Raw genomic sequence first — 16,728 nt, 5'->3', positions numbered from 1 at the left:
GGAACCCCCAGATGCGAAAACCAATTCTCGCACTCATGCTTGCCGCCTTGGCGGGCCCCCTTGTGGCGCAGACTTCGCCTCCGATCTCAAACGATCTCACGGTCGATATGTCGCCTCAACAATACCGGATCTGCAACGATCGTCCGGCGCGCCCGACCTGGATGGACGAAATCAATCCGAGGGAGGCCTACAAGGCGCGGACCTTGATGGATCTCTATGAACTGAGGTCATGGCAGGCAATCAAGGAAACTGGTGATTGCGACTGTGACGTTCGCTTCCCGGCTTGGGACGCCGCGTCAGCTGAATACGAAGAACGGTTCCAAGCGATGTCCCAGGCTGAACAAACCCAAGCCCGCCGTTCAATCGCTGAACAGCGAGATAATATTTCAAGAGAGGTTCAGGACCTCTGCGAAGCGCAAGATAACTGGTAATGGGTGTCGTCAGCTGGATGGTCGGAACCGCAGACGCGTTCCTTGTCGATGCGGCCGAGTCCCAGTTCGGGGCAGTGGCCAGCAATACCGGCACGATCGTCCTGCTGATGGTTACGCTTTCGTTGATCGGCGTCTGCATCAACATGGCCTTCCAATTCCGCAGCATGGATGGGGCCAGCTTCTTCTGGTACCTGATAAAGCTGACTTTGATTGGCCTGTTCGCCTTCAACTGGGCCAACTTCAACGCGGTTGCGAATGCCGTCATTGGTGGGCTTGACTATGTTGCGGGCGCTCTCATCTCATCAGTCGGTGGCGGCGGAGCGGGCGCTACCTATTTTGCCTCTGAATTTGATGATCTCATCACAAAGTTCAGCCAATACCTGAACGCGATCGGCAACAACCTGAACTGGATGACCGGCGCGATCCTCGGAGGCATTGGCCTGGTGCTGCTGAGCCTCCTTGGCTTCATGACCGGCATCGTTCTCATCTTCGCCAAGATGATGCTGACCCTCATGCTTGGTCTCGCTCCGATCATGATCGCTCTGTCGCTCTTCGACGCGACCAAGGATTTCTTCCATAGGTGGGTCTCGACGACGGTCAGCTATGCTTTCTACCCCATCGTCATCGCAGCGATGTTTTCGACCGTCGTCGGCATGGCGAATTCGCTGCTGGCCCAACTCGGTGACCCAAACTCGGCAACCAACATCGGCGCGCTCGTACCGTTCTTCGTCATGGTCTTTCTGGCGAAGGGTTTCGTCGCAGCAACACCCCTGATCGTGCGCGGTATCTCGGGTAACCTGATGGTTGCAGCCGCGCCCGCCGTTGTCGCCGGATCGACTGGGATCATGCGAGGGCTCTTCAATACCGCCGGCGTCAAGGGCAGGTCGCGGATCGGTGCATTGACCACTGGAGAGGTGCTTGGGCGAGGTGTGGTTCAGACCCCAGCAGCTGTCCGGGCAACAGTTGCAACTGCCGGCACACAGGTGACTAGGATGGCCGAACGCGCAAAGCGCTTGGTTGGTAGCTAGGGGTGGCCGACACTAGGCAGAATGCAAAGTTTCATTGAAAGCACCTTCTGCCGATGAGCGTCACACACATCGAAAGCCGCTCGTGGCACAATCCTGCAATCACCCCCAAGACGTTCTGGCGTTTTGGTGTCGCCTTGATCTTCCAAGGCGTTAAAATCATTGTCAATTTTCACCCAACTTGTTCGCGAACCCAAAGATTTCGAGTGGGCTCAATCGATCAACAGGCGAGACGCTCTCAAATCGATACCGGCTGCGGTTGTCTTGTTCAGTCTGAACCCAAGGTGTAGGCATAAGACTAAGACAGAAAAAGACAACATACGACAGAGGCGGGCGGAATGGCTAAGATCACTTCATGGTCGGGCAACTCTCCACATGCAAGGGAAGTCGCAGCGCTTGAGCGCCTCAAAGCGGAATTACCCGCTCACTGGTTCGGCTATGCGAATGTCTTCGTGAAAGACCCGAGAAAGGATGCCGGTCAAGAGGTAGACCTTATCCTAGTATGTGATGATCGCATCCTGATGATCGATGTGAAAGACTGGATTGGGACTGTAACTCAAGGCCGGGGTTTCTGGTACCAAGCAAAACCCGGACGATCGGCTCAGCCAATGGACGGCGGCGACCCAATTCTGAAGCTCTTCCACGCAAATAATGCGCTTCGCAGTAGGATGAAAGCAGCGGGAATTTCACCGACACCATATGTCCAAAATGCTGTAGTTTTTGCGAGAAACTCTACCGACTTCTCGGATGTTGCAAAACACGCAAAGGAAGGTGGAAAAGGGCGCGTTATTAGTTTGGAAGCCTTTATTGCCTCGACCAAAGATCCCAAACGCTTTGATGAACTTGTCGGAAAACCCCCATTTGAATCTCGTCCGCGCGGCCTCGGAAACAAGGACGGAAAGCTCTATCAACCGATACGAAACTTTTTCACAGTCGGTCGTGATTTTGCGATCGCCGAAATAACTTACGCCGGGTACCGAGCCAAAGATCAATCGATCTCTGAAGCTCGCCTGTGGAAACAATACGAAGCCGAGTCTGACGAAGCGCATGGAGACGTTGGGCTCCTAAGGCTGTGGGACTTCGACGCCGAAGAGGGTCTCTCGATCGTGGATGCCGACCGAGAGACACTTGTCGGTCGTGAAGCAGGTGTACAGGCATTCCTCCGTATGCATAAGACCGGACGGGATGCGCCTACTCTGGCATTCAAACAGTCGTTCAACGACGGAGGCGCTTGGCGTTGGGAACTATTCCAAAACGATCCCGACAACATATGTCTCGATGCATTCTTGGCCCGAAGTTTAGACGACGTCCCCATAAGCGTACGCAAGGATCTCCTAGAGTCGCTATTGGGTGCTGGTGCGGCATTGGCCGCTGCTATGGTTGCACACCGTGATTTGGGTGAACACAGTGTTTGGATTGACCTCGAACGTCGTAAAATCAGCCTTTCAAATCTAGGCGCAGCCCGTGTTCCTGAGACAAGCACGGCCGGAAGACATTTACCCAACCTTGCTCGCTGCAGCGTGATGGATCCGCACTTAGAAGATAGAAATCAGGCACAGGAATTTGACGTATTCCGTTCAGATGTGCACGCTTTTGCTTTTGCCGGCCTAAAAATACTTCTCGGGCCGCTTTCGAGAAATGAATTGGATGACAATTGTGCTGTATTCGCTCTTTCCGATGAGACGAAATCAAAAACCGGAATAGGTTCAGAACTCGCCAAGTGGTTTGAGAAAGCACTTGATCCCGAACAGGCTCAAAGATTCGCCACTTGCGCAGATGCACATGCGGAACTTGTTGCCGCTCTTGCCAGCGATCGTGAAGAGCGTCCGACTGATATTCTAGCGCCGTACAAAAGAACAACACCGTGCATGCAAGACTATCCGCAGAATGAAGTATTTAATACTTCACGCCCAGGCGTCATGGAATGGCGGACAAAGCGGACAACTGGAGCATCCGCGCGTGCACGTCTGTGGTTGGCACCGCCATCAGGACAAGAACGAAGTGTACTCGATTTCGTTCGCCGCGGCGCTGCACTCTCAATACTCCCACCGTCTATTGCTCCAAGGATCATTGAATGTTCGATCGACGCATACGGACCTTTTCTTTGCGTCGAAGAGATTTCTGGAAAGCGACTCCCCGATATCTCTGACATCATTGCTGACCTTGACGAGGACGGAATTGCGCGCCTCACACGTAAACTGGCTTGGACCGTTCTTAAAGCACATGATCTTGGATTAGCGCACGGCGATCTATCACCCTCCAACATCCTTGTCAGTGGCCTAGACAAAAACATCAGCGATATCGAGCGTGAACCTGAACTCCGATTAATCGACTGGCTAGATTTTTCAACAACGGAGGCAGGCCCCCGTGAGAACGTAGCTTACGGTGGTGACGAGGCAGATCCATTTTTGCGCGACCGAAGCGCCCTCGGCAAAATCGTTCTCGAGTTATCGAAGGGTAGTAAGGCAAGTCAGGATTTAATTGCCGCCGCACAGGCGTTTGCGGCGGAAACGGCTTCAGGAGACCTGCCGCATTGGCGTGAAATTTCGCTAGCTGACATAGATTCCCTTTTGGCGCCACCGAATAGCATCGAAACAGAAAGAAGACCTGTCTTTGCGAGCGGGCTTTCTGACGGCGAGGAGTTAGCTGCTGAGGATGGCGGATTCCGAGTACTTTTTGACGACGGCAGCAGAGACCCAAGGGCGGGAGCGCCGCGGGCTACATTAGTCGGTTCTGGAGTGGCAGCGGTTGTTGAATTCGATCAGACTACCGGTGCACCTTGCAAGGCATTCTGCAAGGCTGTGACCCCAGGTCTAGAGGCGATTGCTGGCCGACATGGTGAACGAATTGAAGTGCGCCTCATCGGGAACGCATCAATAGGTTTGGAAGGCTGGAGCTTCCTCGAAAGTCTATCTGGTTTTGAACGCCTTTCGATTTCTCCGCAAAAGCTTGGCGCCGATCGAAAGAGGCCAATACTTTCCCTAAAGAATGCGTCGGGGAATAGAGAAGTAGACCAATACGTCGAGGAAAACAAACTTACCCAAGTAACTGCTATTAACAGCAAACGTGTTGTTTTGAACCCTTTGAAGACTTGGGAAACGGCGTTGAAAGCAGAAGCCGAGACTTGGCCATCAGCAACAGCACTCTCCAAACCAGAACGGGTGAGCGGGCCAAATGGACTTTTCAAGGTCGAAGTCGAATTCTCCGTTGACCCGGCTCGAATCGAAGATGGATCAATCGTCTACGTTAGGGATCGTGCTGCCGGGAAATTCGACAAAAATCGTAGCGGCGAAGGTGTTATCACTATTTCAGTGGAGCGTAATACACCTTGGATCCGTGAGGGTGACCGATTGGAATTTCGCAATATGGGCGAATTGTCGAACATACGGCGCAGAACCGCTGCACTTATCAAAATCGCGGAAGCACCGCAAATTCCTTTACTGCCTTCATACTTCTCTGAGAACGCGCCTGATACACTTGGAGAAACCGCAACCACTGGACCGAAGGCGACCGACTATGGTCTAAATGCACCCCAAAGAGACGCCTTAGATCTTCTTTGGCGGCGCGGACCAGTTAGTTACCTTCAGGGGCCGCCAGGAACGGGAAAAACAAAGTTCATAGCGGCCTTCGTGCATCATGCGCTTACCGTTGGTGGGGCGAAAAACGTACTTCTGACAGCGCAAACACACGAAGCGGTCGACGGGGCAGCTGCTCGTGTAATTGATCTCTTTCGCGACCGAGGTGAGCAGATTGATTTGATTCGGATCGCGTCCAACGCCGAGAGGGTTGATGCAGCCCTGAAGGATGCTCATGCGTTCGCTCTACAAGAGAGAGTACGAGAAAAATTCGCTGCCGAACGCGCTGAACGAGTGGCGGCACTTGCTGCGCCCCTTGGCATTGAACCCAGATTCGTGCGGGAGTGCGCGAAAATCTTAAAAGGTGTCGTTGCTACAGCGGAGAGCGTGACAGCTCTAGAAGCGGCAAAGGACAATGCGGACATAGATCTACTCCAGAGAATGCGCGGGGTATTGGAGCGTCAATGTGAAACACTTGGGATTGCACCAGAGATCGCGGCCGACACGAGACTACTGCGAGTGCGCGCCCTGGAAGACGCAGCTAGGCGCCACGACGTTCGTAGAAAGGATGCTGCAGGCCTTATATTGAAGCTATTCGAGGCGGCAAACGAGTACGAGGAGGCTCTAGGCCGTCGGGGAGCCCTTGAACCAGTTTTCGTGCGGACAAGAAGGTTGGTTTGTGGAACTTGCGTCGGCCTCGGTGATGAAAAACTTGGGCTCAGCACACAAGCATTCGACCTAGTCGTCGTCGATGAAGCTGCTAGGGCGCAGGGCAGTGAGCTTGCGATCCCCCTGGGCACCGCTCGAAAAGTTCTTTTGGTGGGAGATCAGAAACAGCTAGAGCCATTCCTTGACCCAGAAGCTACACGCCTCACGGCCGAAGAGCTCAAGATCGATGAAGCTGAGTTGGCGAGAAGCGACTTTGCTCGAGCGTTTGATAGTCCGTATGGGAAATCAGCCTCTGCTCTACTCGACATCCAATATCGCATGGCGCCTCGTATTGGGAGACTTGTATCTGATGTCTTTTATGAAGGAAAACTGAATACTGGGCGTGAAGAACCTAAATCCGATTGGTCGAACTTGCCATGGCCGTTTGATCAGGAACTATCGTGGGTCGACGTTGCCGGCTCCGAAATTTCAGATGCTGGACGTGTAAGAAATGAAGCTGAAATCGAGGACATCGTTGAGAGCCTGGAACGTCTTGCTACATCCAACGCAGGACGCCGTCTCCTAGATGATCACGAAACAAGCGGCGTAAGCGAGGCGTTCATCGGCGTAATAGCGATGTATGCTGATCAAGCGGTAGCAATTAGGCGCCGCGTGGCGTCATCATCATTGAGTCGACGATGGCGTGATCAGATCAAGATAGGCACAGTTGACAGCTATCAGGGCAAAGAAAACTCTATTGTCCTTGTCTCACTCGTTCGCGACAATCCAAGAGGCAGTATTGGCTTCCTGAGAAAGGAAAACCGGATCAATGTTGCCCTGAGCCGAGCAAAAGAACGTCTCGTTGTTTTCGGATCACAGCGAATGTTTGCAACGTCAGACAGCAAACTCGCGTTGGCGCTTTCACACCCTGAATTCAGTGAAAGAGTAGCGCCACTTAAAAACAAGACGCTTGCTGCGGAGTAAACAATGAGTGATGACGTAAGAATTGCCAATCTGGCGCTAGAGGTTCCAGTGCGCAGGTATCGGATAGAGGCGATCCTGCGGCAAAAACCGAAACTTGAGGCCCCAGCAGAAGCCTGTCTTAGAGCGCTCCATGTAACTGGTCGGCTAAGTGAATCTTCGCTCGCGCGTTACTTGGGGCTTTCAGTAGGAGAGTTCGATGTGGTCGCGGCAGAGTTGCTAAGCCAATATTTGGTGCGCAGGAGCGGACCAGATCTAATGCTCACGGAAACAGGAAAACAAGCTGTAGATCCAAATGCCGAAGGCCAAAGGCGCGAGAAAGCCGTAGCGACACTTGCATTCGAGGAAACTGCATTCGCTGAAGCGCCTCGTGGCCGTGCAAAACCATGGATGCGCCGCATGACACCTCGCGAAGTTCGCGAAGACGGTCGTCCAGAAGCCGCAGAAGCATTTCGTGAAAGCTTCTGGGCTTGGAGGACGCGGGAGCGTGACAGTAACCGCGGGGATGCTTTGGCACGTGTGGTAAACGTCGCCCCATTGGGAAAAGAAACAGCAGTTATCAAGGCACCCGTCACACTCGCCCCGGCCTCCAATGCCGCATATATTGACGTCTCGAATATCGAACTTGGAAGTCTAACCTCTGCCTCACGTAGAGAAGCTTGCGCAGAAAGATTTCGGGAAACTGTTTCTACAGCACTTGCTCCAGATGACGGAAATGAAGCGCTTAACTGGATCGCACGAGAGATTGTTTCTTTGCCGGGCGCGCCTGCACTTGATCCAGTATCTTGGGCACGCCAAGCGAGATTAGGCGAACTTGTCCCGCCGGACAGGTCGATCCTGGTTTCGGAAACCGTTCCATCCATCATCATGCGAAACATTTTCCCTGTAGAATCTGATCTTGATGACGATAGCTACTCCAACGATTTCGATCCAAACGCCTCGGACGCGGGGATCGTGCTTTGGTCCCCACCGGAAGGGGAAGCATGGCATCTGGATGCAGACATCGACTCTGCGGCATCGCAGCTATCGCAGAGAAATCGAGGCAAGAACGACAAAATGGGGCTCGTAACCGCAATATTCCGATTGCGTAAGGGCAGTGAGCGAGAAGTGGTAAGGTCCTGGGACCTAGAGCGCCAGACGGGCCCATTTGGGGCGGCTTTGCTTTCTACAACGTCTCGAAGCACAGTGGCCGTACTTGCGCCAGGAGTCGGCGAGGAGTTGCCTCAGGCTCTTGAACTGGTCACGCTACCTGGGCGTTGGGCTATCGCGGTCGCTCATTTGTCCACCGATAGATCACCCATTCCCATACCTGTCGGAATCGCCACCACCGACCCCACTTTCGTAGAGCGCGTTGTCACGATCCTTCGACAAAAGATTGACCAATCCTCCGACAGCGATTGGCGGGCACAAGGCGGACCGAACGGAGCCGTAGAAGCTGCACGTCGAGTCTCCATCGCGACACGACGTTAATGAATGATGTGCGGCGATCTAGTTGAACCGATATCGCAAAAGTCGGCGCAACTAGTTTCACCGGATTTAGGCGATAAATGTAGAATCAACCAGCTAGGCATGTTCGTTGATGATCATGCGTGTCGTCTGCACCGCCGAAGCGAGTGCTGATGCGTCCAAGTTGTTTATCCCTAAGCCATTCAAATCAACACTCAGCCGACCTTGGCCACCTCCGCTTGCAGCAGCACGAGCCGCGCGGCCGCGGGCCTTCGCTGCGCTGACAGGGTCAGTTTTCGATGCGTTAGGCGCATTGTGGCCGACTTCCCGCGGTCCCGCAGCCGCCCGCACTTCCTGCAGTTCTTGCTTCAACCTCTCCACCGTTTCCCGGGTCTCAGACATCTGCCGATCCCGCCGCAGCCCGTCCTCGTCCGGATACGGGAAACTCCCCGACTGACCGGCGTGCAGCACCTTCAAAGCCGGGTCCTCGAAATACTTCACCCTTCTAGCCCGGATCGGCATTTGCGCGTCGATCACAAGGATGACCTCGTCGAGGTCCATGCGCCGGGCCTCATCCTCTGTCAGAAGCGGGGTATCTTCTGTCCTCTCCGAAACGCTGCGCCCCTCAAACGGATTGCGCCCGACCGCGCGTGACCGGGTCACCACGCGCTTGGTGGTCTTGCCGACGGCCTGGCTTAACTCCTCGATGGTCTTCTGCTCGGACGGTGTGAGGTAGAGCTTCACACCTGCGCCGCCCTGAAGCGACCTGCGGGTGTTCTCACCATAGATCTCGTCCAGCGCGGGGATCGTCTGGGTGACGATGGCGAGGTTGCCGCCGAAGGAGCGCAGCGTCTTGATGCTCTCGGCGACGATCGGCATTTTGCCGAGCCGGTCGAACTCGTCGAGCATGATCATGACGGGCCAAGGCTCGTCGTCTCCAGGTTCCTGAGCCTGCAGCGAGGCGATCAGGTCCGAGAAGAAGAGGCGGATCAGCGGAGCCAGCGGGCGGATCATCTCTGACTCGACCACGAGATAGATCGCATGCGGGCGGCGGCGGATATCCCGGAATGAGAAGTCAGAGGTCGCGGTGGCCGCGTCAATCGCGCGGTTGTCCCAAGTGTCGAGGCCCGATGTCATCAGGAGGGAGAGGTAGGAAGTGAGGGTGTCGTTGTTGGTCGATGCCATACGCTCGAAGATCAGTTTGGCCGACTTGTTCTTCACCTCCTGTGAACGCTTCAGGTATTCCTTCTGCTTGTCGCCCCCCGAGGCTGTGATGCGATAGATCTCGCCGATGGTCGGCACGCCGCGCTCGAAGGCCAGAAGGCCGGCCGCCACGAAGAGGTCGATACCCCCGGCCAAAAGCCCGCTCAGCTTTTCATTGTCGGTCTGCAGAAAGAGCTTCGCGGTGAGTTTAAGCTCCATCTGCTGCCGGTCGGGGTTGGTCATGGCAGCAATGCGCGCCAGCGGATTATAGCGATGTGTCGGTCGGTCCCAGTCGGTCGGCGCGAAGCGGAAAACCTTGTCCCCCATGCTGGCGCGGAAGCGCGAGGTCTCGCGGAAGTTCTCGCCTTTCACGTCGAGCACCACGGCGGAGCCCTTGTAGGTCAGCAGGTTCGGGATCACGAACCCCACGCCCTTGCCCCGGCCTGTAGGCGCCACGATCAGCGCGTGGGGGAAGGTTTTTGAGACTAGGAACGGGCGCTTGGATTTCGGGGAGCCGAGCTTGCCCAGAAGGAAGCCGCCGCCGGGCTTGGCAAAGAAACCGTTCCTCTTCATCTCGCTGCGCGTCTGCCAATGCGTCGTCCCGAAGCGGGTCAATGCATCCCCCAGAAGCGTGACGCTCAGCATCAGCGATGCCAGGCCGAAGCCGCCAAGGATGAGGTTCACCCAGAGGAAGTCTTTTGGTGCGGACTGAGACAGACCCCGATATTCGCGGGCAAGCAGGGTGACGTCGAAACGCGTAGGAGAAATCCCATAGCGGAACATGACAAAGCCGGTCGCCACGACATAGCCCATGGCGAGACCGACCAGCACGAGGCTCAACACTCCTAAGGCAATCTTGCCTTTATCCATGGGTGATCCCCTTCTCACCATGTGCCGCGGCGTGGCGCGCGCGCTGCGCCTCGATCTGCTCTTCGGCCAAAGCATCGAGAACGCGCTCCATGGCCGGGCCATGCGCGGTGACCTCGCTGCTTTGAAGATAGGTCTTGGCGAGTTCCAGCTGGCGCAGCGGATCCTCGGTGAATGTGTCCAGGACGTCCGCGTTTCCGGCCCGCAGCGCGTCGATTGCGTCGGGGCTTAGTCGCTCGTTTATCTGCCGGACGATGCCCTGCTGCTCTGACTCGGAGAGCGGGCCCTCGACGTCGGCGTTTCGCACAAAGGCCATGACGGTTGGCGCTGTCTCTTCCAGATACCGGCGCTCGGCGTAGTCTTGTCGCGCCTGGTCCTCGATCTCGAAACTGCGCTCGCTGATATAGGCACGCGACGCGCCGAGCGAACGAAGGTGATTGATTTCGTCCTGGACGGCCTGCCCGAATTCATCATCCGGCATCTCCGTGCGATAGCGGGCGAGGGTGCGGAGCTCTTCGGTAATCGGACCGAAATGATCCGAAGGATCCCGCAAGGCGAGGTCCATGTCGCCAGCATGAAGCGTGCGGTCCTGCTCCGATACCGCATATTGCGGCGGCATTCGACTGTCAGTCATCTGTTCCCAAGCCATCGAGGCCAATTCGGCATGCTGCGGAGATCTCTGCGCATAGGCGCCGAACGCGACGCGGGCCTCTTCAACCTCCACGGCGCCGGCCCGCCTTACAGACGGGTCGTCGGAGAACGGATGATCGAAATCCGTCCGGCGGAACTGCGCCACCAGCGCCCTGAACGCCTGCCGCTCCGATGGGGCAAAAATGTCGAGCCCGTCCTTCACGAGATCACCCCCTGGTGCCGCCAACCGCTCACCGAGCACTTCCTCAGCGTCATCCACCTCGTCGACGTCGGTTGGCGCACGCAGGACGCGTACATCGGTCAGAACATCGCCCAACCGAACATGCGTGGCTTCCAGCAGGTCGAGCGCTTCTTCCCGGTCCGCAGATTTCTCCAGATCGAGGCCACCTTCTTTGGCAATCGCCTGAAGATCCTGTGCCAGCCACTGGCGTTCCAATGCGGCATTGCCTGCCCCCTCCCGCAGGCGCGCGGCCACAGCCTCGGCATCGATGCCTGTGCCTTGCAACGCCTCGGCCAGTTTTGGTGCCACCTCGCCATCGTCAAGACGCGCGAGGTGATCTTCACTTAAGTTCGGCATTGCATAGATGCCGTCCCGGGACGGGGCATCGACCAGGGCGGCGGAGCGATCCCCAAGCGGGTTCAAATGCGCGACCGAGGCCAGAACGTCGGTCAGCTTGCGCTCGATCACCGGCCTCTCGGCCGCCGGCGCCCTGTCGATCGCCGCCTCGATCTGGCGAATGTTCTGAGAAAACTCGGTGATCAGCGTGTCGAACGCTGCTTCGTCTTGGGACATGTAGATGGCTCCGTCAGATTGAATCTGACCACCACTGGCAAGGATGGTGCTGGCCCTCTCGAGCGCCTCGGACACGTCGTCGAAATTCGAGCGTGACGCCTCCGCCGCGAGCCCGCGGTATATCAACGCGTTGTGCCTGACGGTTTCCAGAGCGGCCGCCAGGTCAGCGCCGGTTCGCTGGCGCTCGACTGGGGGACGGCCCTCGTCGCGGGCCTTGTAGATTTCATCGATCTCGGCGCGGTAGGTCGTGACGCCGCGATCCAGACGGCGCGTCGCCTCAAGGCGGATCCCATGAACTTGGGCCGCCTCGACCATCGCCTCGCGAAAGGCGTCGTAGTTGAAGTGATGATCCTTCCCGAGAAAGAACATTTCGCCATCCTTGCTGCGGCGATTCAGAACGATATGCGCATGTGGATGCGCGCGATCTTGGTGTATTGCAGCAATATAGTCGAATTGCGACCCCTCACCTTGAAAGAACTTCTCGCAGACCGCCTGGGTGATATCGCGCACCTCCTCGCCGCTGGTTCCAACCGGGAATGCCATCAGCAGATGCGACGTATGGCCAAGCTTGGGGCTGTAGCGCTCGTTCCACTGGTTCTCGAACCGCCGCGCCACTCGGTTGATCTCGGCTTCCGAGAGCTGCTTCTTCCCGTCATGGGTGCCGCGACTGTCGAGGATACGGGTCGACTTCGTCGTGAGATATGTGAGCTGCGCCCGTAGCTGCGCCCCGGTGTGGCAGCCCCCTTTCGAGATAGCCTTGAAGATCGCTGGCGAATAGCCGCGCGCGGCCCGAACCATCTGCGCGCCCTTGGAAAGCCCCTGCCAGGATCCCGAAACCCGGCTCCAGCCGCGGTCAAATAGCGCCGGGTCGATGCCACGGACCCGGTCACTCCGCGCCATTCTCATCCCTCTCGGCGAGGCCCGCCAGGGCAGAGCTGATCTCAAGGTCCAGCAGGCTGCGCCGCGCACGCGACATCTCCTGGACCTGGTCGGCCAGATCGAAGACCAGACCCGCAAGGGCGCGGACGTCACGGTGACTTGAGGCCGGGTAGGACAGTCTCTCGCCCCGCACCTTGGCCTCGTTCAGACGTCGCGCGATCTGGTTCACGTTGTTGCCGACCCGGTTGAGCGCGGCGCCGAGGCTGCGCAACTCGTCACACATCTCGTCGTCAGGCAGGAAGACACCTTCGGCCGCCAGCATCAGGCGGCGCATTGCATCCGAGCGGTGCGCAATCCCACGCCGCGACAGCGCCGCGTCGAACCGGCGCAGGTCGTCGTCCGAGACCCGGATCCCCACAACCCGCGATCGGCTGCCGTTCGCTGTCTGACGCTCATCCCGGTGGTTCACCACGTTGTAGATCGTCTTCAGGCTGACATCGTAGCGCGCGGCCAATGACGCCGCGGAGACGCCGTTCCGGCGGTCCTGGGCGATGGTCGATCGCTCGATCTCTGACAGTCTACGACGGCGGGGCATTTTGAAGTTAACGTTCCTATTTCTTGCCAACTTCGTACAAGCCCGCCGACTCCCAACGCAAGTGGAGTCGGCCATAAGGGCTTGTACTCAATGTAGAAAATCGCCCTGCAGAGGCGATTTCCCGTCCTTTGTCAAATGGATGGCGCGTCGCGCTCATTGCACCCCGCGATGCGGTCTCCGCATCGCGCATCGCGTCTTTCGCGCCCCGTCTCTTGCACCCCGCAAGACGGGTTTTGCTTCGTGCTGACCGTCTCGCGTCACCCGCAGAACGACATACGCGAGACTGCCTCCCGTCGTCTGGAGCGCGCTATCCGTCACCTGCATTCCGTCCGCAGTACATCGCCGAGCGCATCCCGACATTTGGATGGTGTGTCGTGCCCCGCGACGAATGCTGAAGGCGCCACGGCAGACGTCGCACGGTCATCGCACAACGCCGCCCGCTGCATGCCAAACGCGGGTCGCATCCCGACTTCTGCTTGACCCCTCCGCCTCATGCGTTTAGCGACATTTTTGCATTATTGTTGCGATTCACTATTTTTGCGGAGGGTCAGAATGCCGAACGAAAATCTCGTGGTGATCGCAGCGATGGCCCGGAAAGGGGGCAGTGGAAAAACGACGCTTTCGCGCGCCTTGATCAGCGCCGCGATCGCCGCCGGACGCAGAGTGATGTTGATCGACACGGACAGCACGAGAGTACTCGGGGCATGGCATGCTCGGGCGCAATCCGGTGGGCTGAGTTCGCCGCTTCTCTACTCGGCCACCGTCGAAAGCGTGGCGGGTGTCGAGGATCAGATCGATCAGGTCTACATGGCAGGCACGGCAGACTTCATCTTCATCGATACCGCAGGGGTCGGTGCCGAATGGTCAGACGGCATCGCGGTGCTTGCGGACCACATCGTGACGCCCGTCATGCTGTCGACGTCTGATTTCGATGTCGGAGCGCAGACTTCTGATTGGTTTGAGAAACTGAAATCCCGCGTTGACGACCCCTCCAGCCTTCCGCGCCACCATGTCGTCCTCAACATGGTTGACCCGAAAACGACCCGTGCTGACGCCGCCCTGATTGAAGAAGCGCTCACCCGTTTTCCGGTGATTGAGACCGTCATGATGCGACGGAATACTTACAAGGAGATGGACCAGAAGGGGCTTCTCCACGCCTTGGCGCTGGAAAAGCAATCTGATCCGAACCCGCTGATGCGCCCACATGTACGTCATGTCGTCGAGGCGCTCGAGGAGGCGACGGACATCCTCAACAACATTCTTGCGGCGTGAGGACAGGCGATTGCGCAAGAAAATCCCGACCATCACCAGGCCCGACCCAGCCTACGCCGCCACCCTGCAACAGGGTGACCGCGAGGTTCCCGGGAAGGAAGATGAGGCACAGGTCACAGCAACAAAGACTGGGACCCCAGCCGCTGACGTTGACGCTGATCGGCACGAGTCAGAGCGTGTGCCAGAAGGTGCCGTGGCGCCGCACCAAGTCACCGCGGAAAGCTCTGACCCGCATACCAGCCTGAGAGCTCCCGTATCGGCGCGCGCATTGAGCCCGACCCGGAAGATCGACATCAGGGTCAACGCACTCGAACGACAGGAAGCGGCGCTAGAGACTTGTGGTGTTGAGCCAGCACATGTGGTGCGTGCCGCCCTGCGCCGTGCAGTCAAAGGCTGGCAACTGTCGCCGGTCTTCGCGCCAGTCGCGGAGGAGCGGCGCACTCGAAACACGCAGTGGCAGGCCCGGACATCTCTGGCAGTCGATGCGGCCAGCCTGAGTGTCCTCCTTCGGGACCAGGATCCCCTCGACGTCTTGAGTAAATGGGCTCTGATCCGCGGTCAGGTGGAACCACGCATATGGGGCGAAATCGACAGGATCTTGGAAGAAATTGCGGTTCGTTCTGCATTGCAGCCGGAGCAACACGAGAACTAAGCGACCAGCCGCAAACGACAGTTGGTATTCTCCCGGTGGAATTTCGCCTATCAAACTTGCCCGTCATTGAGGCACAACTTGAAGTTGCTATCGCCTGGCGCTAATGAGCGTCTAATTGGAAGCTGCGACCTCGGTGTTGACGAGTTACGAGGTTCTTTTGGAGGAACATACCATGATTTCAAAGCCCCGCCTGACTGGTGAACCGATCATGCGCATCCTCTGCAAGACATCTGAAAATCTGGTTGGCTACCTTTACCAATGGAACAATGGTGACGTGCAGCCTGCCTGGTTCGACGGCGCCATGGCGGACGTTCGCTATGAACCATTCATTCAAGCGCCGGAACAAAACCCTGTCGATCCGAAGACCCTCAGAACGCGTCAGCAGGATCTGACGCACCTTGAAAAGGCCTAGCTCAAGGCCTCGCGTCGGTTTGTGGGTCATCCCATCCCGCAGGTCCTTTGAGCGATAGAGTTGACTTCTATGCCTCAGAAGTGATCTAGATATGAGCTATAGAAAGGATGTCTATAACTCATGGCTTGGAACTGGACGCTGCCCGATTGGCCGGATTTCCGATATGACGCCTCCGCTCTGGAGCCGTTTGAGCAGACGTTCCTGCTGTCGTCCGGAGAAATTCTCGGCGCGGTCCATCATGTCAGCCAGCCGGAGCGCGAGCAACTCCGCATCGAACTGCTCAGCGAGGAAGCGATGCAGACGAGTGCCATCGAGGGTGAAATCCTCGATCGGCTCAGTGTCCAGTCTTCGCTGCGCCGCCATCTGGGCCTCGATCCGGACAGCTACCCTGCCAAACCGCGCGAACAGGGCGTCGCGGAAATGATGGTCGATGTCTATTCCAGTTTTGCAGAGCCGCTGACCCATGAGACACTGTACCGCTGGCATCGGATGCTCCTGTCCCATGACCGCCGGTTGGAAACCATCGGGGCCTACCGACGCCACACCGAGGCGATGCAAATCGTTTCCGGCCGCCTTGACCGGCCCACGATCCATTTCGAAGCGCCGCCCTCGGAGCGGGTCATGCCTGAGATGGAGCGATACGCGGATTGGTTCAACAAGACCGGGCCGGGGGGAGCAGAGCCGCTTCCAGCGCTGACGCGCGCAGGGCTAAGCCACCTCTATTTCGAGAGCATTCACCCATTCGAAGACGGCAACGGCCGCCTGGGTCGCGCCCTCGCTGAAAAGTCGCTGGCGCAGAACATTGGCCAGCCGACCCTCATCTCGCTCGCCTTCACCATCGAGAAGGAGCGCAAGGCATATTACGATCAACTCGAGCAGCATCAAAAAACGCTCGACGTGACCGATTGGCTCGTCTGGTTCGCAGAAGTTGTCTTGAAGGCCCAACACGTAACACTCGACCGCGTCGGCTTCTTCATCAGCAAGGCACACTTCTACGATCGCCACAGAGACCACTTGAACGAACGCCAGGCCAAGGCCATCGCTCGAATGTTTCGGGAAGGCCCTGGCGGTTTCAAAGGCGGCCTCAGCGCCGACAACTATCTCAAGATCACCGGAACCTCACGCGCAACCGCAACCCGCGATCTGCAGGACCTAGTCGAGAAAGGTGCGCTCAGCCGAACTGGAGAACGACGCCATACGAGGTACTGGTTGAACACAAGACTTGAACTTGATCCACGGCAACGCGCGCTCAGAAACGAGCGATAGCTGCAAAAAATATCGCTTCTCTATGTGACCCC

The 16,728-nt window shown here is 57.4% G+C and carries 11 protein-coding genes; 8 read left to right on the top strand and 3 right to left on the bottom strand.

The annotated features are described in order from the left end of the window. Positions 1-11 precede the first annotated feature (11 nt). From AC2FLX_RS08030 to AC2FLX_RS08015, 4 genes are all read left to right on the top strand, one after another. A complete protein-coding gene (locus AC2FLX_RS08030) occupies positions 12-431 on the top strand; it encodes a hypothetical protein (RefSeq protein ID WP_496810155.1) in 420 nt (139 codons plus the stop codon). Then, positions 431-1,459, top strand: a complete 1,029-nt coding sequence (locus AC2FLX_RS08025) for a TrbL/VirB6 family protein (protein ID WP_496810154.1) — start codon at positions 431-433, stop codon at positions 1,457-1,459. The genes AC2FLX_RS08030 and AC2FLX_RS08025 overlap by 1 nt, the downstream gene beginning before the upstream one ends. A gap of 335 nt (positions 1,460-1,794) precedes the next feature. Further along, on the top strand, positions 1,795-6,663 hold the full coding sequence (locus AC2FLX_RS08020; protein WP_496810153.1) for an AAA domain-containing protein: 4,869 nt from the start codon (positions 1,795-1,797) through the stop codon (positions 6,661-6,663). A 3-nt stretch (positions 6,664-6,666) separates the two neighbouring features. After that, positions 6,667-8,130, top strand: coding sequence for a hypothetical protein (locus AC2FLX_RS08015; protein ID WP_496810152.1), 1,464 nt, complete (start codon positions 6,667-6,669; stop codon positions 8,128-8,130). A 93-nt stretch (positions 8,131-8,223) separates the two neighbouring features. Here AC2FLX_RS08015 and AC2FLX_RS08010 read toward each other — a convergent pair whose 3' ends face one another. Genes AC2FLX_RS08010 through mobC form a run of 3 tightly spaced genes read right to left on the bottom strand, consistent with a single transcriptional unit; the run spans position 8,224 to position 13,124 of the window. After that, positions 8,224-10,179: a type IV secretory system conjugative DNA transfer family protein gene (locus AC2FLX_RS08010; RefSeq protein ID WP_496810151.1), complete on the bottom strand. Its 1,956-nt coding sequence runs from the start codon at positions 10,177-10,179 to the stop codon at positions 8,224-8,226. After that, positions 10,172-12,520, bottom strand: a complete 2,349-nt coding sequence (locus tag AC2FLX_RS08005; RefSeq protein ID WP_496810150.1) for a relaxase/mobilization nuclease domain-containing protein — start codon at positions 12,518-12,520, stop codon at positions 10,172-10,174. Before AC2FLX_RS08005 ends, AC2FLX_RS08010 begins: the two co-directional genes overlap by 8 nt. Next, the gene (gene mobC / locus AC2FLX_RS08000; RefSeq protein WP_496810149.1) at positions 12,507-13,124 is read right to left on the bottom strand and encodes a plasmid mobilization relaxosome protein MobC; all 618 of its coding nucleotides are present in this window, start codon (positions 13,122-13,124) and stop codon (positions 12,507-12,509) included. The genes AC2FLX_RS08005 and mobC overlap by 14 nt, the downstream gene beginning before the upstream one ends. 522 nt (positions 13,125-13,646) lie before the next feature. Here mobC and AC2FLX_RS07995 point away from each other — a divergent pair. The 4 genes from AC2FLX_RS07995 to AC2FLX_RS07980 all read left to right on the top strand — a co-directional run bounded on the left by AC2FLX_RS07995 (position 13,647) and on the right by AC2FLX_RS07980 (position 16,696). Beyond that, on the top strand, positions 13,647-14,366 hold the full coding sequence (locus AC2FLX_RS07995) for a nucleotide-binding protein (RefSeq protein WP_496810148.1): 720 nt from the start codon (positions 13,647-13,649) through the stop codon (positions 14,364-14,366). A gap of 10 nt (positions 14,367-14,376) precedes the next feature. After that, the gene (locus tag AC2FLX_RS07990; RefSeq protein ID WP_496810147.1) at positions 14,377-15,018 is read left to right on the top strand and encodes a hypothetical protein; all 642 of its coding nucleotides are present in this window, start codon (positions 14,377-14,379) and stop codon (positions 15,016-15,018) included. Positions 15,019-15,190: 172 nt separating this feature from the next. Next, complete coding sequence (locus AC2FLX_RS07985; RefSeq protein ID WP_496810146.1) at positions 15,191-15,430, top strand: hypothetical protein; 240 nt, start codon at positions 15,191-15,193, stop codon at positions 15,428-15,430. A 120-nt stretch (positions 15,431-15,550) separates the two neighbouring features. Beyond that, positions 15,551-16,696, top strand: coding sequence for a Fic family protein (locus tag AC2FLX_RS07980; protein WP_496810145.1), 1,146 nt, complete (start codon positions 15,551-15,553; stop codon positions 16,694-16,696). Positions 16,697-16,728 lie beyond the last annotated feature (32 nt).

This window comes from Ruegeria sp. YKSF57 (assembly GCF_059612585.1).
The sequence above is the reverse complement of the archived record's forward strand: the minus strand, read 5'-3'. Positions and strand labels throughout refer to the sequence as shown.

What these genes read in the sequence shown, in the direction of transcription:
- AC2FLX_RS08010 (WP_496810151.1), bottom strand. Translation starts at nt 10,179, where the DNA reads ATGGATAAAGGCAAGATTGCCTTAGGAGTGTTGAGCCTCGTGCTGGTC.
- AC2FLX_RS08020 (WP_496810153.1), top strand. Translation starts at nt 1,795, where the DNA reads ATGGCTAAGATCACTTCATGGTCGGGCAACTCTCCACATGCAAGGGAA.
- AC2FLX_RS07980 (WP_496810145.1), top strand. Translation starts at nt 15,551, where the DNA reads ATGGCTTGGAACTGGACGCTGCCCGATTGGCCGGATTTCCGATATGAC.
- AC2FLX_RS08030 (WP_496810155.1), top strand. Translation starts at nt 12, where the DNA reads ATGCGAAAACCAATTCTCGCACTCATGCTTGCCGCCTTGGCGGGCCCC.
- AC2FLX_RS07995 (WP_496810148.1), top strand. Translation starts at nt 13,647, where the DNA reads ATGCCGAACGAAAATCTCGTGGTGATCGCAGCGATGGCCCGGAAAGGG.
- AC2FLX_RS08015 (WP_496810152.1), top strand. Translation starts at nt 6,667, where the DNA reads ATGAGTGATGACGTAAGAATTGCCAATCTGGCGCTAGAGGTTCCAGTG.
- AC2FLX_RS08025 (WP_496810154.1), top strand. Translation starts at nt 431, where the DNA reads ATGGGTGTCGTCAGCTGGATGGTCGGAACCGCAGACGCGTTCCTTGTC.
- AC2FLX_RS08005 (WP_496810150.1), bottom strand. Translation starts at nt 12,520, where the DNA reads ATGGCGCGGAGTGACCGGGTCCGTGGCATCGACCCGGCGCTATTTGAC.
- AC2FLX_RS07985 (WP_496810146.1), top strand. Translation starts at nt 15,191, where the DNA reads ATGATTTCAAAGCCCCGCCTGACTGGTGAACCGATCATGCGCATCCTC.